29 protein-coding genes are annotated in these 26,329 nt (G+C 68.3%); 9 read left to right on the forward strand and 20 right to left on the reverse strand.

The window, feature by feature from the left end; all coding sequences use genetic code 11:
• The first annotated feature begins 55 nt into the window (after positions 1–55).
• The 3 genes from GO592_RS21280 to GO592_RS21290 all read left to right on the forward strand — a co-directional run bounded on the left by GO592_RS21280 (position 56) and on the right by GO592_RS21290 (position 1,628).
• Entirely contained in the window at positions 56–550 is a 495-nt protein-coding gene (locus GO592_RS21280) for a hypothetical protein (protein WP_007300093.1), read from the forward strand.
• Positions 547–1,005: an IclR family transcriptional regulator domain-containing protein gene (locus tag GO592_RS44565; protein ID WP_007300092.1), complete on the forward strand. Its 459-nt coding sequence runs from the start codon at positions 547–549 to the stop codon at positions 1,003–1,005. Before GO592_RS21280 ends, GO592_RS44565 begins: the two co-directional genes overlap by 4 nt.
• A 110-nt stretch (positions 1,006–1,115) precedes the next feature.
• On the forward strand, positions 1,116–1,628 hold the full coding sequence (locus GO592_RS21290; RefSeq protein ID WP_007300091.1) for a hypothetical protein: 513 nt from the start codon (positions 1,116–1,118) through the stop codon (positions 1,626–1,628).
• Between the two features lie 19 nt (positions 1,629–1,647).
• On the opposite strand, the gene GO592_RS21295 is transcribed toward GO592_RS21290, so the two are convergent.
• The 3 genes from GO592_RS21295 to GO592_RS21305 are packed head-to-tail and all read right to left on the reverse strand — an operon-like array spanning position 1,648 to position 3,290.
• A complete protein-coding gene (locus GO592_RS21295; protein ID WP_007300090.1) occupies positions 1,648–2,325 on the reverse strand; it encodes a pyridoxine/pyridoxamine 5'-phosphate oxidase in 678 nt (225 codons plus the stop codon).
• A 28-nt stretch (positions 2,326–2,353) separates the two neighbouring features.
• Complete coding sequence (locus tag GO592_RS21300) at positions 2,354–2,767, reverse strand: VOC family protein (protein ID WP_005255471.1); 414 nt, start codon at positions 2,765–2,767, stop codon at positions 2,354–2,356.
• Positions 2,768–2,813: 46 nt separating this feature from the next.
• Positions 2,814–3,290 (reverse strand): nuclear transport factor 2 family protein, encoded by a 477-nt coding sequence (locus GO592_RS21305; protein WP_007300089.1) that lies wholly within the window; start codon positions 3,288–3,290, stop codon positions 2,814–2,816.
• A 384-nt stretch (positions 3,291–3,674) separates the two neighbouring features.
• Here GO592_RS21305 and GO592_RS21310 point away from each other — a divergent pair, with 384 nt between their 5' ends.
• Positions 3,675–5,171, forward strand: a complete 1,497-nt coding sequence (locus tag GO592_RS21310) for an acetyl-CoA acetyltransferase (protein ID WP_007300088.1) — start codon at positions 3,675–3,677, stop codon at positions 5,169–5,171.
• Positions 5,172–5,193: 22 nt separating this feature from the next.
• Here GO592_RS21310 and GO592_RS21315 read toward each other — a convergent pair whose 3' ends face one another.
• The 8 genes from GO592_RS21315 to GO592_RS21350 all read right to left on the reverse strand — a co-directional run bounded on the left by GO592_RS21315 (position 5,194) and on the right by GO592_RS21350 (position 12,338).
• On the reverse strand, positions 5,194–6,978 hold the full coding sequence (locus GO592_RS21315) for an ABC-F family ATP-binding cassette domain-containing protein (RefSeq protein WP_007300087.1): 1,785 nt from the start codon (positions 6,976–6,978) through the stop codon (positions 5,194–5,196).
• On the reverse strand, positions 6,978–7,913 hold the full coding sequence (locus GO592_RS21320; protein ID WP_007300086.1) for a 4-(cytidine 5'-diphospho)-2-C-methyl-D-erythritol kinase: 936 nt from the start codon (positions 7,911–7,913) through the stop codon (positions 6,978–6,980). The genes GO592_RS21315 and GO592_RS21320 overlap by 1 nt, the downstream gene beginning before the upstream one ends.
• 72 nt (positions 7,914–7,985) lie before the next feature.
• Positions 7,986–8,639, reverse strand: a complete 654-nt coding sequence (locus GO592_RS21325; RefSeq protein ID WP_007300085.1) for an urease accessory protein UreD — start codon at positions 8,637–8,639, stop codon at positions 7,986–7,988.
• A gap of 2 nt (positions 8,640–8,641) precedes the next feature.
• On the reverse strand, positions 8,642–9,328 hold the full coding sequence (gene ureG, locus GO592_RS21330; RefSeq protein WP_007300084.1) for an urease accessory protein UreG: 687 nt from the start codon (positions 9,326–9,328) through the stop codon (positions 8,642–8,644).
• 34 nt (positions 9,329–9,362) lie between these two features.
• On the reverse strand, positions 9,363–9,995 hold the full coding sequence (locus tag GO592_RS21335; protein ID WP_005572826.1) for an urease accessory protein UreF: 633 nt from the start codon (positions 9,993–9,995) through the stop codon (positions 9,363–9,365).
• Entirely contained in the window at positions 9,995–11,716 is a 1,722-nt protein-coding gene (locus GO592_RS21340) for an urease subunit alpha (RefSeq protein WP_007300083.1), read from the reverse strand. The genes GO592_RS21335 and GO592_RS21340 overlap by 1 nt, the downstream gene beginning before the upstream one ends.
• Entirely contained in the window at positions 11,713–12,027 is a 315-nt protein-coding gene (locus GO592_RS21345) for an urease subunit beta (protein ID WP_007300082.1), read from the reverse strand. The genes GO592_RS21340 and GO592_RS21345 overlap by 4 nt, the downstream gene beginning before the upstream one ends.
• An 8-nt stretch (positions 12,028–12,035) precedes the next feature.
• Positions 12,036–12,338, reverse strand: a complete 303-nt coding sequence (locus tag GO592_RS21350; protein WP_005255454.1) for an urease subunit gamma — start codon at positions 12,336–12,338, stop codon at positions 12,036–12,038.
• 138 nt (positions 12,339–12,476) lie between these two features.
• Here GO592_RS21350 and dctA point away from each other — a divergent pair, with 138 nt between their 5' ends.
• Entirely contained in the window at positions 12,477–13,862 is a 1,386-nt protein-coding gene (gene dctA, locus GO592_RS21355) for a C4-dicarboxylate transporter DctA (protein WP_007300081.1), read from the forward strand.
• Here the strand turns inward: dctA and GO592_RS21360 are convergent.
• Positions 13,856–14,698, reverse strand: coding sequence for a YdcF family protein (locus tag GO592_RS21360; RefSeq protein WP_005238742.1), 843 nt, complete (start codon positions 14,696–14,698; stop codon positions 13,856–13,858). The genes dctA and GO592_RS21360 overlap by 7 nt on opposite strands.
• A 227-nt stretch (positions 14,699–14,925) precedes the next feature.
• Between GO592_RS21360 and GO592_RS21365 the strand changes: the two genes are divergently transcribed.
• On the forward strand, positions 14,926–15,894 hold the full coding sequence (locus GO592_RS21365; RefSeq protein ID WP_007300079.1) for a helix-turn-helix transcriptional regulator: 969 nt from the start codon (positions 14,926–14,928) through the stop codon (positions 15,892–15,894).
• Between the two features lie 107 nt (positions 15,895–16,001).
• Positions 16,002–16,436 (forward strand): hypothetical protein, encoded by a 435-nt coding sequence (locus GO592_RS21370; RefSeq protein ID WP_007300078.1) that lies wholly within the window; start codon positions 16,002–16,004, stop codon positions 16,434–16,436.
• 89 nt (positions 16,437–16,525) lie between these two features.
• Here GO592_RS21370 and GO592_RS21375 read toward each other — a convergent pair whose 3' ends face one another.
• The 6 genes from GO592_RS21375 to GO592_RS21400 form a co-directional block, all read right to left on the reverse strand.
• Entirely contained in the window at positions 16,526–16,729 is a 204-nt protein-coding gene (locus GO592_RS21375) for a cold-shock protein (protein ID WP_005255446.1), read from the reverse strand.
• 213 nt (positions 16,730–16,942) lie between these two features.
• Positions 16,943–17,080, reverse strand: a complete 138-nt coding sequence (locus tag GO592_RS21380; RefSeq protein WP_157234332.1) for a hypothetical protein — start codon at positions 17,078–17,080, stop codon at positions 16,943–16,945.
• A 378-nt stretch (positions 17,081–17,458) separates the two neighbouring features.
• The gene (locus GO592_RS21385; protein WP_172649761.1) at positions 17,459–19,090 is read right to left on the reverse strand and encodes a transposase; all 1,632 of its coding nucleotides are present in this window, start codon (positions 19,088–19,090) and stop codon (positions 17,459–17,461) included.
• Positions 19,091–19,180: 90 nt separating this feature from the next.
• Positions 19,181–20,071, reverse strand: a complete 891-nt coding sequence (rsmA, locus tag GO592_RS21390; RefSeq protein WP_005255442.1) for a 16S rRNA (adenine(1518)-N(6)/adenine(1519)-N(6))-dimethyltransferase RsmA — start codon at positions 20,069–20,071, stop codon at positions 19,181–19,183.
• Positions 20,072–20,081: 10 nt separating this feature from the next.
• A complete protein-coding gene (locus tag GO592_RS21395; protein WP_202714948.1) occupies positions 20,082–21,209 on the reverse strand; it encodes a resuscitation-promoting factor in 1,128 nt (375 codons plus the stop codon).
• Between the two features lie 22 nt (positions 21,210–21,231).
• Entirely contained in the window at positions 21,232–22,347 is a 1,116-nt protein-coding gene (locus GO592_RS21400) for a resuscitation-promoting factor (RefSeq protein WP_172650242.1), read from the reverse strand.
• Between the two features lie 241 nt (positions 22,348–22,588).
• Between GO592_RS21400 and GO592_RS21405 the strand changes: the two genes are divergently transcribed.
• Entirely contained in the window at positions 22,589–24,058 is a 1,470-nt protein-coding gene (locus tag GO592_RS21405) for an amino acid ABC transporter substrate-binding protein/permease (RefSeq protein ID WP_373418917.1), read from the forward strand.
• Positions 24,055–24,825 carry an amino acid ABC transporter ATP-binding protein gene (locus GO592_RS21410; RefSeq protein ID WP_202714949.1) on the forward strand — a complete coding sequence of 257 codons (771 nt, stop codon included), beginning with the start codon at positions 24,055–24,057 and terminating at the stop codon, positions 24,823–24,825. The genes GO592_RS21405 and GO592_RS21410 overlap by 4 nt, the downstream gene beginning before the upstream one ends.
• A gap of 50 nt (positions 24,826–24,875) precedes the next feature.
• Here GO592_RS21410 and GO592_RS21415 read toward each other — a convergent pair whose 3' ends face one another.
• Positions 24,876–25,316 carry a DoxX family protein gene (locus GO592_RS21415; RefSeq protein WP_005561737.1) on the reverse strand — a complete coding sequence of 147 codons (441 nt, stop codon included), beginning with the start codon at positions 25,314–25,316 and terminating at the stop codon, positions 24,876–24,878.
• 137 nt (positions 25,317–25,453) lie between these two features.
• Positions 25,454–26,296, reverse strand: a complete 843-nt coding sequence (locus GO592_RS21420; protein WP_172650239.1) for a TatD family hydrolase — start codon at positions 26,294–26,296, stop codon at positions 25,454–25,456.
• Between the last annotated feature and the right edge of the window lie 33 nt (positions 26,297–26,329).

The raw sequence follows: 26,329 nt of genomic DNA on the forward strand, positions 1-26,329 counted from the left end.
GCGGGTTTGACCGTGTCTCACACCGACGCTTGTGGTCAGCGACGGGTCTGACGGGATGGACTTCGCCGAGCTCGCTGAGGACATCGCCCACGAAGCCGAACATGCACTGTTCCTGACCCGTCAGATCAAGCAGATCGACGAGCGAGTCGCGAACCTCTACGCCGACGCCGACCCGGCCGGCATCGTTGCCTCTGCTCCCGGCGTGGGGGCGGTGATCAGCGCCGTCATCGCTGGACGGATCGGCGACCGGCACCACGAGTCTGCGATCTGTCATCTGGCCACCCATCTGGTCACCCGGATCGCCGCCTGCATGCCTACCGGCCAACCGTACGCCTTGCGGGACGTCGACGACACGCCGATCACCGAGGCCGAGGGCCGGGCGATCGTCAAGGCGCGCTACAAGATCAACCCGCGGCGGCGCGAGAACGTCCGATACAAGCGGATGCGTGAGCGCCGCAAGCAGGCGGCGGGCCAGGAGTCCCCGGGGTCGCGATGCGCTCCAACAGGCCAGCCCGCCAAGACCAAGCCTACGAGCCGCCAGGTGGCTTGACCTCCGCTAGGAACTCAGGTACCGCCCGACAAACGCTACAGGCGAACGGGGCCAGTCTGTCTCGCCGGATCGGCCACACCACCGCGCTCTGGACCTTCTCCGCGTCGAGGCGCATCCGGTCCAGTCACTCCCATTGCTATTCGAGCCCGCAAGCGCGGCACTGGCGGACCCGGCGCACCACGTCACCGGGGCGATCCCCCGACGTCGACGAACTCGTCACCGAACTGGGCGAGGTCCGCAACCGCGGGTGGGCCCTGGAACGGGAACAGGGGACGGTCGGCGTGGTGTGTATCGCGACCGTCGTGCCCTACCGGATCCCCGCCACCGACGCCCTCAGCGTGTCCGTGCCCGCCGAGGTCGCGTCGTACCCGGGTGAGCTGGAGCGGATCGCCGGCGTGCTCACGAAGCACGCGTCCGCCTGGGCCCGGGAATTGAGGGCCGAGGGGGTCCGGTGAGCCGTCGAGGTGTGCGGCGCGCCGGACCCTCCTGGTAGCTTTCAGGTCGAATCGAGCACACTGACGGGCTTTGCGCGGTACCCGTTTGGCCACGAGCAGGAAGCGACACGATGGAGAACGGCATTTCCACCAACGGATCGGGCAGCAACGGCTCCGCCGGCACGAACTCGGCGTCGGAGTCCCCCTTCGCCGAACCGAGCACGGGCGGGCTGACCGGCAGCAACGGCAACGGCAACGGCAAGTCCACGACCAGCTCCGCCGAGAAGTTCACCTTCCCGCTGCCGACGCGCAGTTCGGGTTCGCACAGCACCGAGGAGCCGGCCGAGGCCTCCGACACGACGGCGTCGCTCGAATCTCGTGGGCGCACCGTCATGCGACGCAACGCGATGGGAGTGGCAGCCGTGCGAGTCGCGGGCCGTCTTGCACACACCGAACTGCTTGAGGAGCACCTCGCCTCGGCGAGCAGTCACTCCGCCGATCCCACCGTGGACGCTGACGAACTGCTGGCGCTGCTCGGCGAATACCTCGTCGCAGCCGGGTTCGAGCGCCCCGAGATCCACGCGAAGCTGAACGGCCAGTCGATCGTCGTCGACCTGCGCTCGCCGTCCGCGACCGCACGCTGACCCCCGCTCCCGGGCGTCGTCAGGGCCACAGCACCTCGCAGATCCACCGGCCGGACTCGCGGCGGTAGAGCTGGCGCACGTGCCTGCGCCCGGCGTCCGCCTGCCAGAACTCGACACTGTCGGGGACGATGCACCATGCCCGCCAGGTTCCCGACACGAAGTCGGGGTCGGCCTCGATGCGGGCCACCGCCGCCGCGACGGCGCGTTCGTATTCGGCGGGATCGGCCAGGACCTCGCTCTGACGACTGGCGGCGGCCACGGCCCGCGCGGTGACCGACCGTTCGCGGAAGTCGCGGGCGGAGAGCGCCGGATCCCCCTCGACGACGGAACCGCGCACCCGCACCTGCCGGCCCTGCTCTCGCCAGTAGAACGACAGTGCCGCAACGGCATTCGTAGCAAGTTCACGTCCCTTCGGCGAGCGCGTGTCACCCGAGAACCAGAAGCCCCGCTCCGTGACGTCCTTGAGGAGAAGGAAACGCGCGTCCGGATCGCCGTCGGCATCCACGGTCGACAGCGCTGCGGCGTGCGGTTCCGGAACACCGGCCGCCGCGGCCTGCGTGATCCAGTCGAGAAACAGCGCGGTCGGCGACTCCGGAAGCGCGTCGACGGGCGGGGGTGTCTCGCCGCCGAGAGCGGGCAGGGCGCGTATCCACGCGCGGGTGTCCGGAAACGACGAACGGTCGGGTGTGGTCGGCATGTGCCGACAGTAGCCGCGGCCCGGGTCTTCAGGCCGACGCGGCCGGATCCGTCGGCCCCACCAGCATCCAACGGTGACCGAACGGATCGATGAGTGTCGCGTTGCGGTGTCCGTGGCCCTCCGAGATCCACCGTTCCACCTTGCCGCCGGCGTCGCGGGCACCCGCCAGGACGGCATCGGGGTCATCGACGGACAACATCAGGCTCACGGACGTCGAACCCGATTCCGGCGCGGTCAGACCCATCTCGGGGAACTCCTCGGCGAGATAGATCATGCCGCTCGGCAACCGCAGTTCCGCATGACCGACCCGGCCGTCGTCCATGACGATCGGCTCACCCACCACCTCGGCGCCGAACACCTTGGAATACCACTCGATGGCCTCGACACCCCGCCGCACCGTCAGATACGGCAGCGCGCCGGGAACGGGGACTTCCGGAGCCATCGTCACCTCCCAGTGTCCGCGGTGCGTCGAGTCCCAGTGTGCTCCCTCAGGCAGATGCCGGAGGTTGCAACATCGCCCACTTGTTGGACGTGAGCCGGAAACTCGGGAAATCGGAGAGCGACGCAACCGATTCCCAGGTGCGTTCGTATCCGGTGTGCGTGATCCGCCAGTTTCCGTCGGGGCACCGAAGATAACGATCGTGATAGTAGGCAGACCCGCGCAGCAGCATGCCGTCCTCGGGAATCAGCGTGGTGTCCGCGAGAAACCACACCCCTACCGCGGTGTCACCGGTGACGGTGATCTCGGGCTGGCCGCACTGATGCTCGGTGATGACGTGGGTCCCGAGAGTGTTCTCGAGGAAGGACACGAATGAGTCACGGGAATCGAACGTGAGGTATTCGCTGTACGTCGCCGTGACGTCCGGGACCATCGTGTCGGCGAACTCCACCCACGACTTCGTGTCGAGAGCACGTGAGTAACGGTGCTTGAGCTGCTCGATCTGTTTGATTGCTTCGAGATCCATGACCCCCGCCTCCTGTGCAGCGAACATGCAAGCCCTGGACTGCAGATTAGTCGGATAATCTGCAGGTTCGCCTTGGTTTCCCCCGTTTTGCCCGGATCATGCATATTCAGGCCGTGATCCGGGACACGAAAAGGTTACGAAATGACTGCATGGCCTGCGCACCCGCACACCAGTCACACTACCTTAGGCTACCCTCACCTGGCGAGGCCCGGGGCCGCCGGCCTCCGCGGGCCCGAAGATTTCGCACCCCCGAGCATCGGCATTCCAGTTCTGCTGCTACACAGAACGTTTCGAAATCCGGACGGGATTGCTGTGACCCCGAATCCACAGGTAACCCGCCCGACGCTATCGTGACGCTGACGTGGTCACGCGAGAGGGGAATTCATGGATCCGGCCCGCACACCGGTGATCGTCGGAGTCGGCGACATCCGCTCCGGCCGTGCAGGCGATCCGGCAGCCCCACGTGAACCGCTCGACCTGATCACCGCCGCCGCGCGTGCCGCCCTCGCCGACAGCGGCTCCGCGACCCTCGGCTCCCGGATCGACGCAATCCATGCGGTGAAGACCGTCAGCTGGTCGTACGACGACCTCCCCGGACTGCTGGCCGCCCGGTTGAATCTGCCGTCACCACGGTCGAGCACGTCCCCGATCGGTGGCCACTGGCCCGCGACGCTCCTCGACCGCATCGGCGACGACATCGCCTCGGGCCGGTCGTCGGCAGCGCTCCTTGTCGGCGGTGAGTCGCAGGCGACCATGACGGCGCTGCGCAAGTCGGGCACCGATCCCACGACGCTGGGCTGGGCGTCGGAACCGGGCGGTCCTCCCGCGTTCGACCCGGCGGATCTCGGGAGTCCCGCGATGCAGCGCGCCGGCCTGATCGTTCCGACCCGGGTGTACCCGTTGTTCGAGAACCGCGTGGCGCACGAGTCGGGTGTCGGACCCGACCAGTCGCTGGCGGAGTCAGCCCGGATGTATTCCGCCTTCTCCGAACTGGCGGCGAAGAACCCGGCGTCGTGGACGTGCGAGGTGTATTCCGCCGAGGAGATCGCCACGGTGGGTCCGGGCAACCGGATGGTGTGCGAGCCGTACCCGTTGATGCTCAACGCCATGCCGTTCGTCGATCAGGCCGCCGCGGTGCTGGTGTGCTCCCTGGCCGTCGCGCGCGAACACGGCGTTCCGGAGGACCGCACGGTGTACCTGTGGGGCGGCGCGGGAGCCGCCGATCCCGTGGACGTACTGAGCCGCAACGGTTTCGGCACGTCCACGGCGATGACGGACGCGGTGTACCGGGCGCTGTCGCGGGCCTCGATCGACGCCTCCGCACTCGACATCGTCGACGCGTACAGCTGCTTCCCGGTGGTGCCGAAGCTACTGACCCGCACGCTCGGCCTGCCCGCAAGCATCGTGCCGAGCGTGACGGGCGGCCACTCCTTCTTCGGCGGGCCCCTCAACAGTTACACGCTGCACTCGATTGCCGAGGTCACCCGCCGATTGCGGGAAGGCGCGGGACCGGCCCTGGTCCACGGCAACGGCGGCTACCTGACGTACCAGCACGTCGTGATGCTGGCGGGCGCCCCGCACCCGGACGGGTACGTCGGCGATCCGGAACCGGCGCAACTCGCGTCGGAGGCGCCGGAACTCGTCACCGGCTACGAAGGACGAGCCGACATCGTCACGTCCACGGTGGAGTACGGGCGGGACGGCGCCCCGGCGACCGGCTTCGTCGTCGCGCACACCCCCGACGGCCGGCGTCTGGCCGGACGTACCGGCCCCGCGGAGGCGGTCGCGCTGTCCGCGTTCACCGAGACCCCGGCACGGTCGGTGATCGGGCGGACCGTTCACGTCACGGACCGTGACGGCATCCTGTCTCTGCGGTTCTGACGGGCCGCAGCGCAGGTCCCGCCTAATCCAGCTCGGCGGCCAGCTCCATCCACTGTTCCTCGGTGGCTTCCTTCTCCGCGACGACCTGCTTGAGCTCGGTGTCGAGCTTCTGCAGCTTGTCCGGATCGGTGGCCGCCTCCGCCAGCTTCTCGTGCAGCTTCCGTTCCCGGTCGTCCAGCTTCGCCACAGCCCGCTCGAGACGCGACAATTCCTTGCGCGCGGCGCGTTCGGCGGCCCCGTCCCGCACCTGCTTGGGGGCCGACGCACCGGTTGCCGTCGACGCCACCGACGGCGCGCCGGTGTCGACCATCTTCGCCCGGCGACGCAGGTAGTCCTCGATCCCACCGGGCAGGTTGGTCAGCTTGCCGTCGCCGAACAACGCCCACGTGGAGTCACAGATCCGTTCGATCAGGTACCGGTCGTGGCTGATGACGACCATCGTGCCCGCCCAGCCGTCGAGGATGTCCTCGAGTTGCTGCAGCGTGTCGATGTCGAGGTCGTTGGTCGGCTCGTCGAGCAGCAGTACGTTCGGCTCCGACATCAGCACACGGGTCAGCTGCAGCCGGCGACGCTCGCCACCGGACAGGTCACCGACCGGTGTCCGCTGCCGGGCCGGAGTGAATCCCAGCCGTTCGGCGAGCTGCCCGGCCGATACCTCCTTGTCGCCCAACGTGATCCGCTCGGCGACGTCCTTGACGGCCTCGAGCACCCGCATGTTCGTCGGCAGATCGTCGAGTTCCTGACGGAGCCAGCCGATGTGCACCGTCTGCCCCTGGATGCGCTTGCCCGACGCCGGCGAGATCTCGCCGGCGAGCGTGCGCAGGAGCGTCGTCTTGCCGGAGCCGTTGACGCCGACCAGGCCGACCCGCTCCCCCGGCGCCAACCGCCACGTGAGGTCGTCGACGAGCACCCGGCCGTCCGGCGTCTCCAGACGCGCATCTTCGAGTTCGATGACGACCTTGCCGAGCCGGCGCTGCGCGAACGACGCCAGCGCGACGTTGTCACGGGGCGGTGGGACGTCCGCGATCAACGCCTCGGCGGCCTCGATCCGGTACTTGGGCTTGGACGTGCGGGCGGGTGCACCGCGCCGCAGCCAGGCCAGTTCCTTGCGGGCGAGGTTGCGGCGACGTTCCTCGGACGCGTCGGCCTGCCGGGAGCGCTCCGCGCGGGCGAAGATCCAGTCGTTGTAACCGCCCTCGTAGCTTTCGACCTTGCCGCCCACCACTTCCCACGTGCGGTTGGCTACGGTGTCGAGGAACCACCGGTCGTGGGTCACGACCACCAGCGCGCTGCGACGGCCGACGAGATGTTCCGCCAGCCACTGCACACCTTCGACGTCGAGGTGGTTGGTCGGCTCGTCGAGCACCAGCAGGTCGAGGTCCTGGACGAGCGCGGCGGCCAGTGCGACGCGTCGCCGCTCACCACCGGACAGCCCGTCCACCGACACCTCGAGGCCCAGGTTGTCGATGCCGATGCCGGCCAGGATCGACCGGATGCGGGCGTCGCCCGCCCACTCGTGGTCGGCCACCCCGAGCGGTCCGAGCACCACGTCGCCGACGCTCGAGCCGGGCGGCAGGACGCCACGCTGGGTCACGACCGCCATGCGCAGGCCGCCGACCCGGCTGACACGCCCGGAATCGGGCGCCTCCACGCCGGCCAGCACCTCGAGCAAGGTGGTCTTGCCACCACCGTTGAGGCCGACGACGCCGATGCGTTCGCCTTCCTGCACTCCGAGCGATACCGAATCGAGCAGCGGCTTGATGCCGAAGGACTTCGATACCTGCTCGAGATTGATCAGATTCGCCATCAGTGCGATCCCTCCGCCGCGTCGTTGATTATTCGGGCGCCCGGTACGGGTCCGCTGGCGACCCGCACCGTGCGACACACCCCCGCACCTGCGAGTTCTGCGCTGACCCGGACCGCGGCATCCGCTTCAGCACAAAGAAAGGCACAGGTCGGACCGGACCCGGAGACGATTCCGGCCAGTGCGCCCGCCGCGACCCCGGCTCGCAGCGTCCGCCGCAGGCCCGGATTCAGCGAGAGCGCGGCCGACTGCAAGTCGTTGCCCAGCAACGGGGCCAGCGTCGCGGCGTCGCCCGTCGTGAGCGCGTGCATCAGGTCTTCGGGTCCGCCGAGTCGCGGCGGATTCCCGTCGGCACGCAACCGGTCCAGCTCCCGGAACACGGTCGGTGTGCTCAAGCCGACCTTCGCGAGCGCGAGCACCCAGTGGAACGTGCTGCGGGAGAGCACCGGCAGAAGTCGCTCGCCGCGTCCCGTGCCGACCGCGGTGCCACCGTGGAGGGAGAACGGAACGTCGCTGCCGAGCTTCGCGGCGAACCCGTCGAGTTCCTCCCGCGACAGGTCGAGTTGCCACAGCGCGTTCAGCCCGACCAGCGTCGCCGCGGCGTCCGCGCTGCCGCCGGCCATGCCCCCGGCCACCGGGATGCCCTTGTCGATGGCGATCTCGACGTCCGGGCGCCGCCCCGACTCGGCCGCGAGCATCTCGGCGGCCTGCCACACGAGGTTGCTGCTGTCGGTCGGCACGACGCGGGCGTCCTCACCGCGGACCGTCACCGACAGCGTCTCCGCGGGGACCACCGACACCGTGTCGCTGAGCGAGAGCGCCTGGAACACCGTGTTCAGCTCGTGATAGCCGTCGTCACGCAAGTCCCCGACGGCCAGATGCAGATTGACCTTGGACGGGGCCCTGACTACGACGGGGCGAGGAACGACGGAAAGCACAAGGGTAGAGCTTAGGCGCTCCCGGTACGGGTGCGGAAATGCACACCATCACGCACTTTGCCGCTCACCGCGTCACAGGCGCGGGCCGAGCCGGGTGGTGAGGCTGCCGCCGCGGGCGAGGGGCAGACGGGTCCGCGCCGACCGGATGTCACCGGTGACGTCCGCGACCCGGTCGTCCGGGTACCGCAGTTCACTCGTGACGGCCGCCGGGCCGTCCAGAACGTCGTGCGAAACGGTGCCGACGCCGAGTTCCAGCTGGTGCCGGAGCAGCGGCAGGGCGCCGAGATCGGCGTTGGTGACCCCGACCCAGCGTCCCGTCGTCTCTCCCGCCCGGCCGATCTGCACCCGCTCACGCAGCAGCAACGTGGACGACTCGGCGAGGGACACCGTGGTCTCGACGCGATGCTCCGCGCCGCCCGCGATCACCGTGGGTTCGAGCGCGCAGTCGAGCGCGGCGTCGTCCTCGACCTCCACCGACCACTGCGCCGTGGACAGCACACGACCCCGGCCGGGCAGGGCCAGGGACGCCGCGACGCTGCGCAGCGTCAGCCGGGCGCCCGACAGCACCCGGACCGTGACGTCCCAGTGGTCGCCGCCGAGCGGGGTCGCGGCGGTGCCGATCACGTGGACCGTGTCGCGGCCGGTGATCCGTGCCGCCAGTCCCCCGACCGCGGAGATCCGCGGACTGCGGTCGGGGGACGCGACGATCGTCAGTTCGGTGCGCACTACTAGTGCACGTCGGCGAGGGTGGCCACCTGCTCGCGCACCCACTCCAGAGCCGGTCCGGACGACGGATCCTCCGTCAACGAGATCAGCGCCGTGGGCCTGCCCTCGCGAACCTTCTCGGCGTCGCGGCGCATCACCCCGAGATCGGCTCCGACCATGGGGGCGAGGTCCGTCTTGTTGATCACGAGGAGATCCGAGAACGTCACGCCGGGACCCCCCTTACGGGGAACCTTGTCACCGCCCGCGACGTCGACGACGAAGATCTGCACGTCGATCAGGCCCGAGGAGAACGTCGCGGTGAGGTTGTCGCCGCCCGACTCCACCAGGATCAGATCGAGCGGCGGGTTGGCCGCGATCAGGTCGTCGATGGCGTCGAGGTTGGCGGTGATGTCGTCGCGGATGGCCGTGTGGGGGCAGCCACCGGTCTGCACGGCGGCGATGCGCTCGTCCGGCAACACGGCGTGGCGGCGCAGGAAGTCCGCGTCCTCGGTGGTGTAGATGTCGTTGGTGAGCACGGCCAGCGACAACTCCTCGCGCAGTTGCCTGCACAGCGCGGCGACGAGCGCCGTCTTGCCCGATCCGACGGGCCCACCGATCCCGATCCGGACCGGCTCCCCCGCCACCCGGACCCGCCGGGGACGGTCGTGCTGATGGTCGTGAGGTTCACCATCGATGAAATGCGGTGGCATGGTTGATCTCTCCTTACTGGGGTACAGCTGAGTGTCACGACACGAACAGGGGGCGGTCCCGCAGAACGTGCCGCTCGGCGACGACATCCATGAAGGGGTCGGACACGCTGGACAGTCCGGTCACGCACTGGCCGGCGATGTCGTCGCACAGGTCGGACAGCGCGAACGTGCACGCGGCGACCTGCGCGGGGTCGAGAGCGAGCAGACGCTGCGCGGCGATCGCGGACCCGGTCATGGTGGTGTAGACGACGACGAGTGCCGCCTCCCGCGGTTCGACGGCGGTGACGGATCCGACCACCCCCGAGACCACGGGCAGGTGCGGACGTGTGCCTAGCGGCGACCAGTCGTGCTCGGGCCACGTGGTGCGGGCCAGCCGCAGCAGACCTCTCCCCTGCGCCCGCGACGACGACCGCGCCGCGGGGGACGGGGTTCGCGCATCCATCTCGGCGTCGGCGTGTTCGGCGGTGAGCCGCCCGGCGCACACCGCCGCAGTGATCGATCCCCCGACGAGCCCGGCGGTCCGGACCCGTCGCCGCAGGAACGCCTCCATCGTGCCGACGTCGCGGACGACGCCGCTCGCGACGGCCTCCTCGATGCCGCCCGAATGCACGTGACCGCCCGTGGGCAGCCTCGAATCGGCGAGGGACATCAGGTGAGCGAGGCGCATCAGAACAGGAAGTATCGCTGGGCCATCGGCAGTTCCGCCGCCGGCTGCTCTTCCCACACGTCGCCGTCGATGCGGACCGTGAACGTGTCCGGGTCCACCTCGATCCGCGGCTGCGCGTCGTTGCGGGGCATGTCGGCCTTGCCCCGCGACCGCACGTTCGCGACCGGGACGAGTCGACGGCTCAGGTCGAGTCGATCCGCCAGACCGTCCTCGAGGGCGTGTGGAGCGACGAAGTGCACGGACGTGGCGGCCGCAGCCTTGGGCGCCGCCCCGAACATCGGACGCGGGAGCACCGGTTGCGGAGTCGGTATGGACGCGTTGGCATCTCCCATCGCAGCCCACGCGATCATCCCGCCCTTGATCACCGCGTGTGGCCGGACACCGAAGAACGCCGGGTCCCAGAGCACCAGGTCGGCGAGCTTGCCGACCTCGACCGATCCGATCTCGGCCTCCAACCCGTGCGCGACGGCGGGACAGATCGTGTATTTCGCCACGTACCGCTGGACGCGCTGGTTGTCGGCGCCGTTGTCGCCGGCCAGGAAACCCCGGCGCTGTTTCATCACGTGCGCCGTCTGCCACGTGCGCAACACGACCTCGCCGATGCGTCCCATCGCCTGCGAGTCGCTACCGATCATGGAGATGGCGCCGAGGTCGTGGAGCAGATCCTCCGCCGCGATGGTGGACGGCCGGATGCGGCTCTCCGCGAACGCCAGGTCCTCCGGGATCTTCGGGCTCAGGTGGTGACACACCATGAGCATGTCGAGATGCTCGTCGAGGGTGTTGACCGTGTGCGGCCGGGTCGGGTTGGTCGAACTCGGCAGGACGTTCCCGTGCGCGGCCACCGTGATGATGTCCGGCGCGTGGCCGCCGCCCGCCCCCTCCGTGTGATAGGCGTGGATCGCGCGTCCGGCGATGGCCGCCAGAGTGTCCTCGACGAAACCGGCCTCGTTCAACGTGTCCGAGTGGAGGGCTACCTGCACTCCCGCAGCGTCCGCGACGGTGAGGCACGCATCGATGGCCGCCGGAGTCGAACCCCAGTCCTCGTGCAGCTTGAACCCGGAGACGCCGCCACGCAACTGCTCCCACATCGACTCGGAGCTGACCGTGTTGCCCTTGCCGAGCAGCGCGATGTTCATCGGCCAGCCGTCGAGTGCCTCCAGCATCCGGGCGGTGTGCCACGATCCGGGGGTGACGGTGGTGGCCTTGCTGCCCTCGGCGGGGCCGGTGCCGCCGCCGATCATCGTCGTGATGCCGCCGCCCAGTGCCTCGTCCATGATCTGCGGGCAGATGAAGTGCACGTGACAGTCGATACCGCCGGCCGTGAGGATCTTGCCGTTCCCGGCGATGATCTCGGTGGACGGACCCACCACCAGATCGGGGTGGACCCCCGACATCGTGTCGGGATTGCCTGCCTTGCCGAGTGCGACGATGCGTCCGTCCCGAATACCGAGGTCCGCCTTGATGATTCCCCAGTGGTCGACGACGACCACGCCGGTGATCACCGTGTCGGGCGCGCCCTCGGCGCGGGTCGCGCGACCCTGGCCCATGGACTCGCGCAACACTTTTCCGCCACCGAACACCGCTTCGTCGCCGGCCAGTCCCGGCCCGCCGCTGCGGTCCTCGGTGATTTCGATCAGAAGGTCGGTGTCGGCGAGCCGGATGCGGTCGCCGGTCGTGGGACCGAACAGCTCGGCGTAGCGTGCGCGGCTGAGTTCGGTCATGACGCGTCCAGCTTTCCGGGAGGAGTGAGGCTCAGCCCGTGCACTTCACGGGTCCCGCGCAGGGGTACGAGTGAAATCGTCTGCGCGATACCCGGTTCGAAGCGCACCGCGGTGCCCGCGGGGATGTCCAGCCGCAGCCCGTGGGCGGCGGGACGGTCGAACTGCAGGGCGTGGTTGGCCTGCGGAAAATGAACGTGGCTTCCGACCTGGACCGGACGGTCCCCGGTGTTGACCACCGCGAGTTCGGTGCGGGGAGAACCCTCGTTGAGCTCGATCACGCCCTCGGCGCACACGACTTCACCTGGAATCACGGTCACCCCTACGCAATCGGATCGTGGACGGTGACGAGCTTGGTGCCGTCCGGGAACGTGGCCTCCACCTGCACGTCGTGCAGCATCTCCGGGACGCCTTCCATCACGTCCGCCCGGGTGAGCACCTCACGACCGGACACCATCAGCTCCGCCACCGACCGGCCGTCGCGGGCCCCCTCGAGGATGTGATCCGTGATGAGGGCCACCGCCTCCGGGTGGTTCAACACGAGGCCGCGTTGCCGGCGCCTGCGCGCGAGTTCCGCGGCGTAGCTCAGGAGCAGACGCTCCTGCTCGTGGGGCGACAAGCGCATGTGTCCTCCTGCGGTCGGTGCGTCGCAATACTGCCACGAACTGCATTGTGGCACCGCCCACGCCCGGAACGGCCGCCGTTCTCACCGCGGAAACATCCGTGACACGAACCCGTCACAGCGCCTTCCTAGCGTTCCCCCATGGCCATCTCCACTGCCGCCCATCCCCCACCCGGCGGCGACGCGTCGACGACCCGGACGCGATCGCCCTGGTACACCAACCTGTTCGTCCAGCTCCTCGTCGGAATCGTCGGCGGCATCACCCTCGGCTGGCTGTGGCCGACCGTGGGGTCGGAGCTCAAACCGATCGGCGACACGTTCATCAAGCTCATCAAGATGCTCATCGCGCCGTTGATCTTCACGGTGGTCGTGACGGGAATCGCCAAGGTCGGCGACGTCAAGGCCGTCGGACGGATCGGCGTGAAGGCACTGATCTACTTCACCGCCGTCACCGGGTTCGCGCTGCTCGTCGGGCTGGTGATGGGCAACATCGTCAAGCCCGGCGCCGGATTCGACATCGACCCGGCCACCCTCGCCGACGGCACCGAGCAGATCGCGGAGAAAACCGGCGGTGGTGAACTCCCCGGCGCCGTCGAGTTCCTCATGGACGTCGTCCCGACCAGCGTGGTGGGCGCATTCGCCGACAACATGTTGCTGCAGGTCCTCTTGTTCGCGGTGCTCTTCGGTATCGCGCTGGCCAAGTACGGCGAGCACGGTCCCCCGCTGGTCCTCGAGTTCGTCGACCACCTCAGCCACATCATCTTCATGATCATCGGCTGGATCATGCGGCTCGCCCCGATCGGCGCATTCGGCGCGATGGCGTTCATCATCGGCCAGTACGGAATCTCCACCCTCGGGAGCTTCGCCGCGCTCATCGCGTGCTGCTACCTCGCCGGAGCCCTGTTCGTCCTCGTCCTCGCACTCATTGCGAAGTTCGCCGTGGGACTGAACATCTTCACGTTCATCCGCTACACCAAGGAGGAGTTCGGTCTCGCGCTGGGAACCGCCTCGTCCGAGGCAGTGCTTCCCCGCATCATGACCAAGCTCGTCGGCGCCGGGAACTCGCAGGCCGCGACCGGGCTCGTGGTGCCGACCGGATACTCGTTCAACCTCGACGGCGCCGCGATCTATCTGTCCATCTCGACCCTGTTCCTCGCCCAGGCCACCGGCCACGACCTGTCCGTCGCCGACCAGCTCGGCGCGCTGTTCATCCTGCTCCTCACGTCGAAAGGCATGGCGGGCGTACCCGGGTCGTCGTTCCTCGCGCTGTCGGCGACCGCGACCGCGCTCGGAATCTTCCCCGTCGCGGCGGTCGCGGTGCTGCTCGGCGCCGACCGGATCATGGACTCGATGCGTGTGTTCGTGAACCTCCTCGGCAATTGTGTCGCCACGTTCGTCGTCTCGAACTGGGAAGGCCAGCTGGACAAGCAGAAGATGCAGGACGCCGTCCACGGAAGGCTCGACCCCGGCGGCGCGGATCCCGTCGAGCAGCCGCCGGTCGTGGCCGAGTACGAGTCGCGTCAGTAACCGGCGGGGATGCCGAACACCCTGATCGCGTCGCGGTACATGCCGAGCTGCTGATCCTTGGTCAGGGGCATGACTTCGGCGATCAGCTGACCGGCGCTGGTGATCGCGCTCATCGCCCCGACCACCGGCAGTCCGGCGACGTTGAAATCGACCGTTGCCCTGCGGATGTGGTTGGCCGACGTCACGATGATCGCGCCGCCCGCACCGAGCGAGCGGGCCAGCGGAACCGAGTTGAGCGCGTTGCCCACCGTCGAGCCGGCACGATGCTCGGGGTGGATGCGTTGCGCCGGGACACCGTGCGACTGCAACCACCCCTGCATCGCGGCCGCCTCGGTGATGCCGTTCTGCGGGTTGCCGCCGGTGACGATGATCGGCGACATCGGCGAGGCCCACGACTGGACGAGCGCGGCCTGCAGACGGTTGATCAATTCCGGTCGCATCGCACCGTCGGGGAGCAGTCCGAAGCCGAGGACGATGATCGCGGTGGACGGACCCTGGATGGCCGGAAGTGGGTTCGGGGGCGTGAACGACGCAATTCTGATCGCGTTCAACATCCCGTCGACGCCGGCGCGCATCCCACCGTCCATCGCGCCGAGCCGGGCGAGCGCCGTCTCCCGGGTGATCAGGTCGCCCGCGGCGTCGGCGTAGATGGCCTGCAACGCCAGCGCATTGGTGTCGCCGGGTTCTCCGGCGACGGCGCCACCGATGTCCGCGAGGGCGCCACGGGTGTCACCTGCGGCGAATCTGCCCTGCGCGCTGTTGAAGAGGTCGGCGGCCGAGGCCGACGCCGTCGCGGTGGTGGAGACCGCCAGCGCCAGGCAGAAGGCGGCGGTCATGACGGTGGCGAGCAGCGCCCTGACTGCTGAAGAAATGGGCCGAACACGAAACTGCGTCACGCTGAGACCTTTCCGTCGGATTTTCACGAAGTACACATGCGATGGTCCGTGGAGCGTCGGCGCCAGTGTAGTGACACTCGTGGGGCTGGTGGGAAAATCGTTACTTACCGTTACCCGCCATCAATAGAGGACAGAAGATGTCCTCTATTGATGGCATCCTGAGGTGCATGCGGGAAACTTCGGCACGACTCCTCCGGCTGCTGTCCCTGCTCCAGACCCGAAGGGACTGGTCCGGGGCAGAACTCGCCGACCGGCTCGGCATCACCCCACGCACGGTCCGGCGAGACGTGGAGAAACTCCGCGACCTCGGGTACCCCGTCGACGCGACGGTCGGGGTGGGTGGTGGCTACCAGCTCGGCGCGGGCGCGGAGATGCCGCCCCTGCTGCTCGACGACGAGGAAGTCCTGGCCGTCGCACTCGGCCTGCAGTCCGGCGCGACCGGCTCCGTGGTCGGCATCGGGGAGGCGTCGATGCGAGCGCTCACCAAACTCCGGCAGGTGATGCCGTCCCGGCTGCGACACCGCCTCGAGGCGCTGCAGGTCGACGTGGTCCACCGCGAGCCCGCGAAGAGCGCCGTCGACGCGCAGGTCCTGTCGGCCGTCGCCTCGGTGTGCCACAACCACGAACGACTCCGATTCGACTACAGCACCCACGACGGCACCGAGAGCCGGCGTGAAGTGGAGCCGTACCGGCTCGTCCGGTCAGGGCTGCGCTGGTACCTCGTCGCCTGGGACCTCACCCGCGCGGACTGGCGGTCGTTCCGGGTGGACCGCCTGACACCGAAGATCCCGACGGGACCGAGGTTCGTACCCCGTGAACTGCCGCCCGGCGGCGCTGCCGAATTCGTCGCACACGGAATCAACCGGGCCGTCACCCGGATCCGCGCACGGGTGCTGCTGCACGCGTCGATCGACGAGATGGCGACCCTGGTCCACGAAGACTGGGGAACTCTCGAAGAAATGCCCGACGGACGATGCGCGGTGGCGCTCGGCGGCGACTCCGTGCCGTCGATAGCCAACTGGCTCAGCGCATTCGGCGTCGACTTCACCGTCCTCGACCCTCCTGAGCTGCGCGAAGAGTGCCGGCGGGTGGGTGAGCGTCACCGCCTCTTCGCCGACCGCTACGGTAACGCCTGACCGAGACGTCGTTCAGCCGTCACCGCGGACCGAAAATCCGTGGGAACCGAACGGTCCTGCGCGGCGTCCAACCAGGTGACGACAAGGAAAGCTCGGGGTAGTCGGGGATGCAGCACACGATTGTCGAGGAGGGGCGCGCGCGGGCGCCTGCGGGGGCGGGAACAGTCGGGAAGGTGCTCGTCGGGGGCCATCTGGCGCTCGGGGGCGCAACGGTGGTGATCATGGCGTTCTCGTTGGCGTTCGTGTGCACCCTCGACAACGGAACCCAGCCGTGGACGTGGCCGAGCAGGTATTCGACGGCCTGGTTCGTCGCCACGACCATCCTCGCCACCACTCTGTGGGCGCTCTTCGTCACGGGTGTGGTGATCTTCTCGTCGAGGCCTCGGCGGGCACTCGCCACGGCCACGTTCTTCGTCGCCGCCGCACTCGGAGCCGCTGCGGTGATCGGGCTGTTCGCTCCGTCGGAGAATTCCGCGCTGCAACTCTGGCTCGTCTGCGCCATGAATCTCGGGTATCAGGCCGCTCACCTGCGGTCGGCGTAGTCGGTCGGAAACGAGTCAAGGCCCCACTCTGACGAGTGGGGCCTTGCTCGAACGTCATGTCCCGGCGAACCGGGAAGTCATGGCCGTTCTCAGATCAGGGTGACGCCGGTGGCCTGCGGGCCCTTGTTGCCCTGGCCGATCTCGAACGAAACGCGCTGATTCTCCTCGAGCGTGCGGAAGCCGCCGCTCTGGATCTCCGAGTAATGGACGAACACGTCAGCGCTGCCATCCTCGGGGGCGATGAAGCCGAACCCCTTCTCGGAGTTGAACCACTTCACGATGCCCTCTGCCATGTAAATCTCCTCTAACACAGTAACTTCTTCAAGCAACCGGCTCGGTTACCTGGGTCATTGAACACGACCGTCTATGACAATTCCTGTGGAGGACGTCCAAACGCTCGCAACCATCGATTTGCGAGCGTGGGAAACACAAACACAAAACTTACGACCTCCAATAGTGAACCACACATCCGGTCGGTTGTCTCCCCCGGGCTGAACTTGCGCAGGTCAGGGGACGAAATCGGCGTACACACCGGGAGCGACGGGCGCCACGATCCCGTCCGGCGCCCACGGCGCACCCTGACCGGGGAGGACGGTTACGCTCCCCGTCACCGACACCACGACGGTCCCGCTGCCGGTGGGCACGACGCGCTCGCTGTAGAAGCCGGCGAACTGCGGATAGTCCTTGCTACCCGGTACGAACCCGAGGCCCCGGTATTCATATCGACCCAGCCGACCAGGAGTTCACCGTGCACACCGGTCAGCCCCGCGCAGGCATTCGAGCGGACGAGCGCCGACCCCGGTCGTCCCGGAACCGGCCACGCCTGACCCTGCACCGTCGAGAACGGCGGAATGCCGATGACCGTGGGGTGCGGCCCGGATTCCGCATCCTCATGGGATACCCCCCTGTGAGTACTTATCAACGTCCCGGGGGCTGTTGCGGAATTGAGTGAGGGCGGTTCGGGTGCGGGTGTCTCGTGCCGAGGTGGGTGCCGGTGCGGGGCGGGGGTGGCCCCCGCCGGGTCAGGGGGTGGCCGGGAGCGGGGTGCCGCCGGTCAGGTGGGTGAGGATCTTGCCGAGGTTGTGCACGGCGGCGTGGAAGGCCCATTCGCTGCGGGCGCGGTCGAGGCCGCGGCTGGTGAAGCGGCGGAATCCGAGGTTGTGTTTGGCGTGCCCGAACACGGTTTCGGCGATGGGTGAGCGTTTGCGGTAGGTGGCGATACCGGCCTCGGTGCGCAGCCGGTGGGTCATGGCCTGGATCGGATCCGCTTGCGGCGGTGGCGGTCCGGTGACCGGATCAGCGGTGGCGGCGGCCTCGAGGTGACGGGATTTGCCGGTGGCGATCAACCGGTCCGGGCCCGGCGCGGTGAGGTTCTCGCGGGAGCAGTAGCCGGCGTCGAAGAGCATCACCCCGATCAGCTCCTCCGGGCTCGTGCCGGTCTGTTCCTTCCCACGTCGGGTGGTGTCGATCAGGTGCGCGGCCGCCCCGGCCTTGTCGACCATCTCGGGGAAATAGTCGTAGTCCGCCGGGCCGGTCCCGACCCCGGTGGCCAGGATCAACCCGTCCTCGCTGGTGAAGGCCTGACAGTTGTAGCCCTGCACCCAGCCGCCGCCGCGCAGCGGCTGCAACCGCGAATCGGGATCGGTGGTGTTGCGGCGCCGCTGCCCGGCGGCGGCGGTGCGCTCACCCTGTTTGCGGAGGGCGGTGTCGAGTTCGGTGCGCCGGCGCCGGACCAGGTGGTGCTCGTCGACCGGCTTCGGTGCGAACCGGGTGCCCCCGGCCCCGGCCGCGGTGCCACCCTGGAACCGCTCGATCACCGCGTGCTGGGCGGCGACCGCCTCGGCCAGACGCCGCTCGGCGGCGGCGACCTCGGCCCCGACCGGCACCCGGCCCATCACCGTCTGGCCCGCGTCGAGCCGGGCCAGATAGTCCTGCGCCTTCCCGTCCCGCTCGCATCGTTCGGCGTCCTTCTCCGCGTCGAGCTGCGCCAACGCCTCGGCGATCCGTGCCGAGCGGGTGCTGGGATCGGCCAACTCCGCGGGCACCTGTCCCGGGCCCGGATCGTCCTCGCCGTAGAGGTCGTCCTCGGTGTCATCGGTGGCGGCGTGCGCGGCCACCGCGGCGGCGGCGATCCGCGCGGCCTCGGCCTCGGCTGCCCGGCGCAGCCCGTCCTCGGTGCGGTTGGCGTCCTTCGATGCGTTCGAGGCGATCTTCACCCCGTCCAACGCGATCGTCTCGAGTCGGCCCAGACCCAACCGGGCGGCCAGGATCAGGACCTGCGTGAACAGGGCCTCGCAGGCGGTGTGGTTGTCCTTGCGGAACCGTGAGATCGTCACGTGATCGGGGGTGTCGCCGGCGCAGATCACCCGGTAGGACACCACCTCCGAGCAGGCCCGCTCGATCTGCCGGGACGACCGCATCCCCCGCGACCACGCCCAGACCAGCAGGGTCACCAGCATGTCCGGGTCGTACCCGGCCCGCCCGGCACCCCCGGTGCGGCGAGAGCCATGAAAGGCGCTGGTGTCGAGATGAGTGTCGACGATCTCGATCACCGTCCACACCGGATGCGTGGGCGGCACCCACTCCCGCATGTCCGGCGGCAACAAAAACTGCTGATCACGATTTACCGGTCGATACCCCTTGGCCACCAACACATTATCCAAGAAACATCAGGTCGGGGCGCCGCGGCACGCGGAGGCCCCGACCCGGAAATTTGAAACAGCCCCCCCGCGGTTAACAAGTACTCACGGCTGGGTGGCGGCGAGACGCACGAAGGCCGCGGCGTCGAGGGTCTCGCCGCGGGTGGACGGTGCGATGCCGGCCTCGAGCAGTCGCCGCTCCGCCTCCGCGGGCGAACCCGCCCAACCACCGAGCGCGGCTCGTAAAGTCTTGCGGCGCTGAGCGAAAGCCGCATCGATGACGGCGAACACGCGGCGGCGGTGTTCGTCGTCGACGGGCCACGGCGGTTCGGCGTACCGGTCGATGCGCACCAGACCCGACTCGACCTTCGGGACTGGCCAGAACACCGCGCGCCCGACGGCGCCCGCGCGTCGCACGGCGCCGAAGAAATTGGCCTTCACGCTCGGCACACCGTAGATCTTGCTGCCCGGGGACGCCGCCAGCCGGTCGGCGACCTCGGCCTGCACCATCACCAGAGCGGTTCGGAGACTGGGAAGTTCGGAGAACAGATGCAGCAGCACGGGCACCGCCACGTTGTACGGCAGGTTCGCGACGAGAGCCGTGGGCTCACCGGGGATCTCGGACGGCTTGACCCGCATCGCGTCCGCGCCGACCACGGTCAGCCGGTCCGCGAGTTCCGGTGCACGGTCGGCGACCGTGACCGGCAGCCGTGCCGCGAGGTTGGGGTCGATCTCGACGGCGATCACCTTGTCGACGACATCGAGTAGGGCCAACGTCAGCGAACCGAGCCCGGGACCGACCTCGAGCACCGTGTCCTCGCGTCCCACGCCCGCGGTCGCGACGATGCGGCGCACCGTGTTGGCGTCGTGCACGAAGTTCTGCCCCAGCTGCTTGGTGGGGCGCACGCCGAACTCCTCGGCTAACGCGCGCACCTCGGCGGGGCCGAGGAGTGCGGCCTGACCGCGAGCGACGGGGGGTACTTCGGCTTCGGACACCAGGCGAACTTTAACGCACGCCGAGCCTGCCCGAGCACGACGGCCACGCTCCCCAGCCCTGCGTCTTCTGCGTCTTCGACGCGACGGCGATCTGCTCCTCACGGGTGGCGAGGTCGGCGCGCGGCGCGTACTTGAGTCCGCCCTGACGTTCCCACGTGTTCTGGTCGAACTGGACGCCGCCGAAGAATCCGTTGCCGGTGTTGATGGCCCAGTTGCCGGTGGCCTCGCACTGCGCGAGCGCATCCCACACCGAACCGTTCTCGACGGGCGGCACCTCGGTGCCCGGCTTCGCGCCGACACGGATCACCTTCGGCTGTGCCGGCGTCGTGACCGTCGCGGACACCTGGTTGCGTCCGACTTCCTTGCCGTTGACGGTGTTGACCGCGAACGTGACGTCCTGGACGCCGGGCAGTCCCGGATTCTCGACCACGGTGCGGCTCTTGTTCATCGTCGGGTCCTCGATGCGCTGCTCCTCCGGAGCCAGCGGCAACGTCTCGACCTTCGTCTCGGTGCGGTCGCGCGTGACGGCCACGTCCATACCGTCGGTCAGCGGCGTGTCCGCGGCCGGGACGACGGTGTCGGCCTGCTCCAGCGGCGCGCCGTGCGCGGCGAGGAAGTCCCCGACCGTCGGCGCGGCCATGCGCACGTCGGTGACCGGCAGCGCGCCGTCGGCGAGCTTGACGACGAGCGGATTGAGCACGTCGAGGGCCGCACCGTCGAGCGGAAGTCGCTGCGAACGGGACGCGGACACGTGCACGTCCTCGCCGAGTTCGAACTGCTTCAGTGCGTCCTCGACGGTGAGCGCGGTGGTCCACACCGTCTTGGGCTGACCGTCCACCGTCAGCGACACCTCACGCGCGCGGCGCAGCACCACGGTGTCCCCGTCGGACAGGGTCGCGTCGCGCTCCGGCGCCACGACGTCGCGGTCGCTGATCGAGTACCCGGCGTCGGACAGTGCGGCGTCGACGCTCGTGGTCATGGTGCTCAGCGAGATCTTCTCGCCGTCCACGTCGAGTGTGACGTTCTTGTGACGGACCACGGCCATCACTCCGCCTGCGATCAGTGTGGCGAGTAGCAGGGCCACCACGGCGTAGAGCAGCGGCGAGCGAGCCGAGTTGATCTTCGCGAAGGGCGACATCGTGTTCCTTTACTTCAGACCGTCAGCGGAGTCCGAGCTTGCTGGTGCAGGCGGGCCATGCGCCCCAGCCCTGCGCCGCCTGGACCTTCTCGGCGACGGAGATCTGCTGTTCGCGGGATGCGAGGTCGGCGCGGGCGGCGTACTGGCTTCCGCCGAACGCCTCCCAGGTGCTCTGGGTGAACTGCAGTCCGCCGAAGAACCCGTTGCCGGTGTTGATGGCCCAGTTGCCGGTGGCCTCGCAGTGCGCGATCGAATCCCAGGTCGAGGCGTTGGAGATGGCGAGTTCCTTCACGCCGACCTTGACCAGTGCCGGCGCGGGCTCGCGGAGCACCTGCGAGCTGAGTTCCTGACGTCCGGCCTCGACACCGTTGACCGTCTTCACGGATGCGGTGACGGTGCGCTCGCCGGGGACTCCGGGGTTCTCGACGACGGTCTTGCCCTTGTCGAGCGCGGGATCCTCGACGCGGTTCTCGGGCGGTGCGATGGGCAGCGTCTCGGTGCGCGTCTCGGTGCGGTCGCGGGTCACGTGGATCTCGGCGCCGTCGACGACGGGGGCGTCGGCGGGTGGAACGACCGTGTCGGCCTGCTCGAGCGGCGCGCCGTTGGCCGCGAGGAGCGCACCGACGGTGGGGGCTGCCAGTCGGACGTCCGTGAGCGGTGCGCCGCCGTCGGCGACCTTGACGAGCTTGGCGTTGACGACCTCGAGCGCGGTGCCCTCCAGCGGCAGGCGCTCGGAGCGGGACGCCGAGACGTGGACGTCGTCGGCGAGTTCGAACTGCTTCAGCGCGTCGTCGACGGTGAGGGCGGTGGTCCACACGGTCTTCGGCTGCCCGTCGACCGTGAGGTCGATCTCGCGGGCACGCCGCAACACCACGGTGTCGCCGTCGGAGAGCGACGCGTCGGCAGCGGGGGCGACCGCGTCACGCTCGCTGACGGTGTATCCGGCGTCGTCGAGCGCGCCGCCGACGTCGGAGGCCATCGTGCCGAGCGAGATGGTCTCGCCGTCGACGTCGAGCGTGACGGTCTTGTGCCGCGCCACTGCCAGCGCACCGCCCACGACGAGCGTCGCGAGCAGTGCCGCGACGACTACGTAGAGAAGGGGCGATTTGGCGTTGTTGATTCTGGCTAAAGGCGACACATGAAATCCCAAGGCTGGCGAAGGTTTGATCACGGTACGGTAACGAATCGGCGATGGTCTGGCAACTTTGCCGCTACGACCTGCGTGCGAGATCACGAAAAGGTTGAGATCGGGGACAGTTTTCACTTCACCGCGCCGAAACGCTTCTGGTCCGGACCACGTGCAAAACGCAGTATCTTGCGACATGCACCAAGAGGCCCGGAAGCGACCGGGCACTACTGACTGAGAAAGCTGGGGTTCCGTGCGCAGCAGATCCGATCGACTTCTGAGACTCGTCAGACGTCCGAGAGTGCCCGCGGTGATCGCCGCGCTGACGCTGCTCGTCACACTCGTCGCGCCCGGCCTCGCCGGCGCACAAGAGCCCGCTCCGGGCAACAACTACACGATCGCCACCGACATCACGTTCGCCCCGTTCGAGTTCCAGGACGAGAGCGGCAAGCTCGTCGGAATCGACATGGACCTCCTCGCCGCCATCGCCGAGGACCAGGGGTTCACCTACCAGGTCAACCCCGTCGGATTCGACGCCGCACTCCAGGCGGTCACCGGCGGTCAAGCCAACGGCATGATCGCCGGCATGTCGATCACCGACGCCCGCAAGGCGACGTTCGACTTCTCCGATCCGTACTTCGAGTCGGGCGTGCAGATGGGCGTGCTCGAGAGCAACGACTCGATCACCTCGTACGAGGACCTGCGCGGCAAGTCCGTCGCGGTCAAGAACGGCACCGAGGGCGCCACGTACGCGGAGTCCATCAAGGACCAGTACGGCTTCACCACCAAGTACTTCGCCGACTCGTCGAGCATGTTCGACGAGGTCCGCACGGGTAACTCGGCGGCCGTGTTCGAGGACTACCCCGTCCTCGCCTACGGCATCAAGCAGGGCAACGGCTTCAAGACGGTCACCGACAAGGTCCCCGGCGCCAGCTACGGGTTCGCCGTCGCGAAGGGCCAGAACGCGCAGCTCCTGCAAGAGTTCAACACCGGGCTCGCCAACCTGAAGGCCAGCGGCCAGTACGACGAGATCCTCGACACCTACCTCAACTCCGACGCATCCGACGACGACAACTCGATCCTGGGCCTGATCAAGAGCACCTACCCGCTGCTGCTCGAGGGCCTGTGGCTCACGATCGTCCTGACCGTGGTCTCGATCGCCATCGCGCTCGTCCTCGGCGCGATCTTCGGCCTGTTCCGGGTGTCGACCAACATCGTCCTGCGCGGCATCGGCACCACCTATGTCGACGTGTTCCGCGGCACCCCGCTGCTGGTGCAGGCGTTCTTCATCTACTTCGGCATCCCGGCGGCACTGGACTTCCAGATGTCGGCGTTCACGGCGGGCATCATCACGCTGAGCCTCAACGCAGGCGCGTACATGGCCGAGATCGTGCGCGGCGGCATCCTGTCCGTCGACAAGGGCCAGATGGAAGCGTCCCGGAGCCTCGGCATCAGCTACCTGAAGTCGATGCAGAAGGTCGTGATGCCGCAGGCCGTGCGGACGATGATCCCGTCGTACATCAACCAGTTCGTGATCACGCTGAAGGACACGTCGATCCTGTCCGTGATCGGGCTCGCCGAGCTCACTCAGACCGGGCGGATCATCATCGCCCGCAACTTCCAGTCCTTCAACATGTGGCTGATCATCGGTGTGATGTATTTCATCATCATCATGGCGTTGACGAAGCTGTCGAACCGGCTCGAGAAGAGGATCAACAAGTGACCGAGACACCGGTGACAGAGAACAAGGCCGAGACCGCCGACCCGAAGATCCGGGTGAAGGGCCTGAAGAAGTCGTTCGGCGACAACGAGGTCCTCAAGGGCCTCGACGTCGACATCGCGAGCGGTGAAGTGGTCTGCGTGATCGGCCCCTCGGGCTCCGGCAAGAGCACGTTCCTGCGCTGCCTCAACCGGCTCGAGGACATCACGGACGGCAAGGTCGTGGTCGACGGGTTCGACGTGAGCGACAAGAAGATCGACATCGACCGGGTGCGTCAGCACATCGGCATGGTCTTCCAGCACTTCAACCTGTTCCCGCACATGACGGCGATCGAGAACGTGATGCTCGCGCCCGTGCAGACCAAGCGCGCCTCCAAGGACGAGGCGCGGGCGACGGCGGTCCGGCTGCTCGAGCAGGTCGGGTTGGCGGAGAAGGCGGACGCGAAGCCGGCGAACCTGTCCGGTGGGCAGAAACAGCGCGTCGCGATCGCGCGGGCCCTGGCGATGAACCCGGACATCATGCTGTTCGACGAGGCCACCAGCGCGCTGGACCCCGAGATGGTGGGCGAGGTGCTGCAGGTTCTGCGCGACCTCGCGAAGGGCGGCATGACGATGGTCGTGGTCACGCACGAGATGGGCTTCGCTCGCGAGGTGTCCGACCGGGTGATCTTCATGGCGGACGGCTACGTGGTGGAGGAGGGAACTCCGGAGCAGATCTTCGGCGACCCGCAGCAGTCCCGTACTCAGGACTTCCTGAACAAGGTCCTCTGACATGTGAGTGGCGAAGCGTGCCGGGGGACGCTTCGCCACTCACATGGGGGTCAGACGGTGGCGCGTTCCTTCGCCGCCCACGGCACCTTGTCGCCGAGCAGTCCGTCGACACCGAATCGGCCCGATCCGACGACGGCGAGCAGCAGTGCGCCGACGCCCAGTGCCAGCACCAGCTCGTAGCCGCCCTCGCTCGCGAAGATTCCCTTGTCGGCGTGCACGAGGAAGAAGGCGCCGACCATGTCGAGGAAGAGCAGGATGCCGAAGATCGGGACGGCCGCTCCGATGATGAGTGCGATTCCGCCGATCAGCTCGATCCACGTCGCGAGGAATGCCGAGATGCCGGGAACCGGAACTCCCATGGCCTCGAAGCCGGCGGTCGTGGCGTCGAGTCCGTTGGTGAAGGCCTTCTGCCAGCCGTGGGCGAGGAAGATGATGCCGATGCCCACGCGGGCGACGAGGATTCCCAGGCTTCGGACTGCGGGGTTGTTCATGGATGTGCCTTTCATCGTGGTGTCCCCGCGCGACCGGGACGACCGTTAGTTGAACAGGCAACGATCTTAAGTTCTCTAAGTTGAAACTTCAACATAGGGCCTTCGGCCCTGAGCACACACACGAGTCCAGGGACTCGCTAACCACTCACGGGCCGGAGGCCGTACACGCGCTCGGCGGTCGCGGTGGACGCCTTCGCCAGGTCGTCCGGCTCCTCGCCACGGATCTCGGCGAGCGCCCGGACCGTGTACGGCAGGCAGTACGGCTCGTTCGGGGCGCCCCGGAACGGGTGCGGGGTGAGGAACGGCGCATCCGTCTCGACGATCAACTGATCCGACGGCACCAGCGGGGCCGCTTCCCGCAAGGCCTTCGCGTTCTTGAAGCTGACCGTGCCGGAGAAGCTGAGGACGTAACCGGCGTCGACGCACTCGCGCGCCATCTCGGCGTCCGAGGAGAAGCAGTGGAAGATCACCGTCTCCGGCGCACCCTCCTCGCGCAGCACCTGCAGCAGCGCCCGGTCGGCCTCCCGGTTGTGGATCATCAGCGTCTTGCCGAGCCGCTTCGCGAGGTCGATGTGCCAGCGGAAGCCCTCGGTCTGCTCGGGGACCGTGGCGCAGCCGTCGAGTTTCCCGGGCCAGTAGAAGTCGAGTCCCGTCTCCCCCACCGCGACCACCCGGGGATCGCCGGCGAGTCGCTCGATCTCCGCCCTCGTCGCGTCGTCGAGCACGTTCGCCCTCGTCGGGTGGATGGCCACGGCCGCGTAGACGCGGGGATCCCAGTGCGCCGCGTCGACAGCGAACTGCGCGGCCGCCAGGTCGTCGGCCACCGTGACCACCCGCTCCACCCCGACCGCGGCGGCCCGGTCGACGATCGCCGTGACGCTCGCGGCGTCCGAGGCACCACACGCATCGAGGTGGGTGTGCGAATCGACGAGCGGGAACAGCGGCGCAGGGGCTTCCGGGGCGGGACGGTCTTTGCTCATGCGGACATTGTCGACGCCGCCGCCGCACGTGTC

This window comes from Rhodococcus sp. 21391 (genome assembly GCF_016772255.1).
GTDB classification, from domain to species: domain Bacteria; phylum Actinomycetota; class Actinomycetes; order Mycobacteriales; family Mycobacteriaceae; genus Rhodococcus_F; species Rhodococcus_F opacus.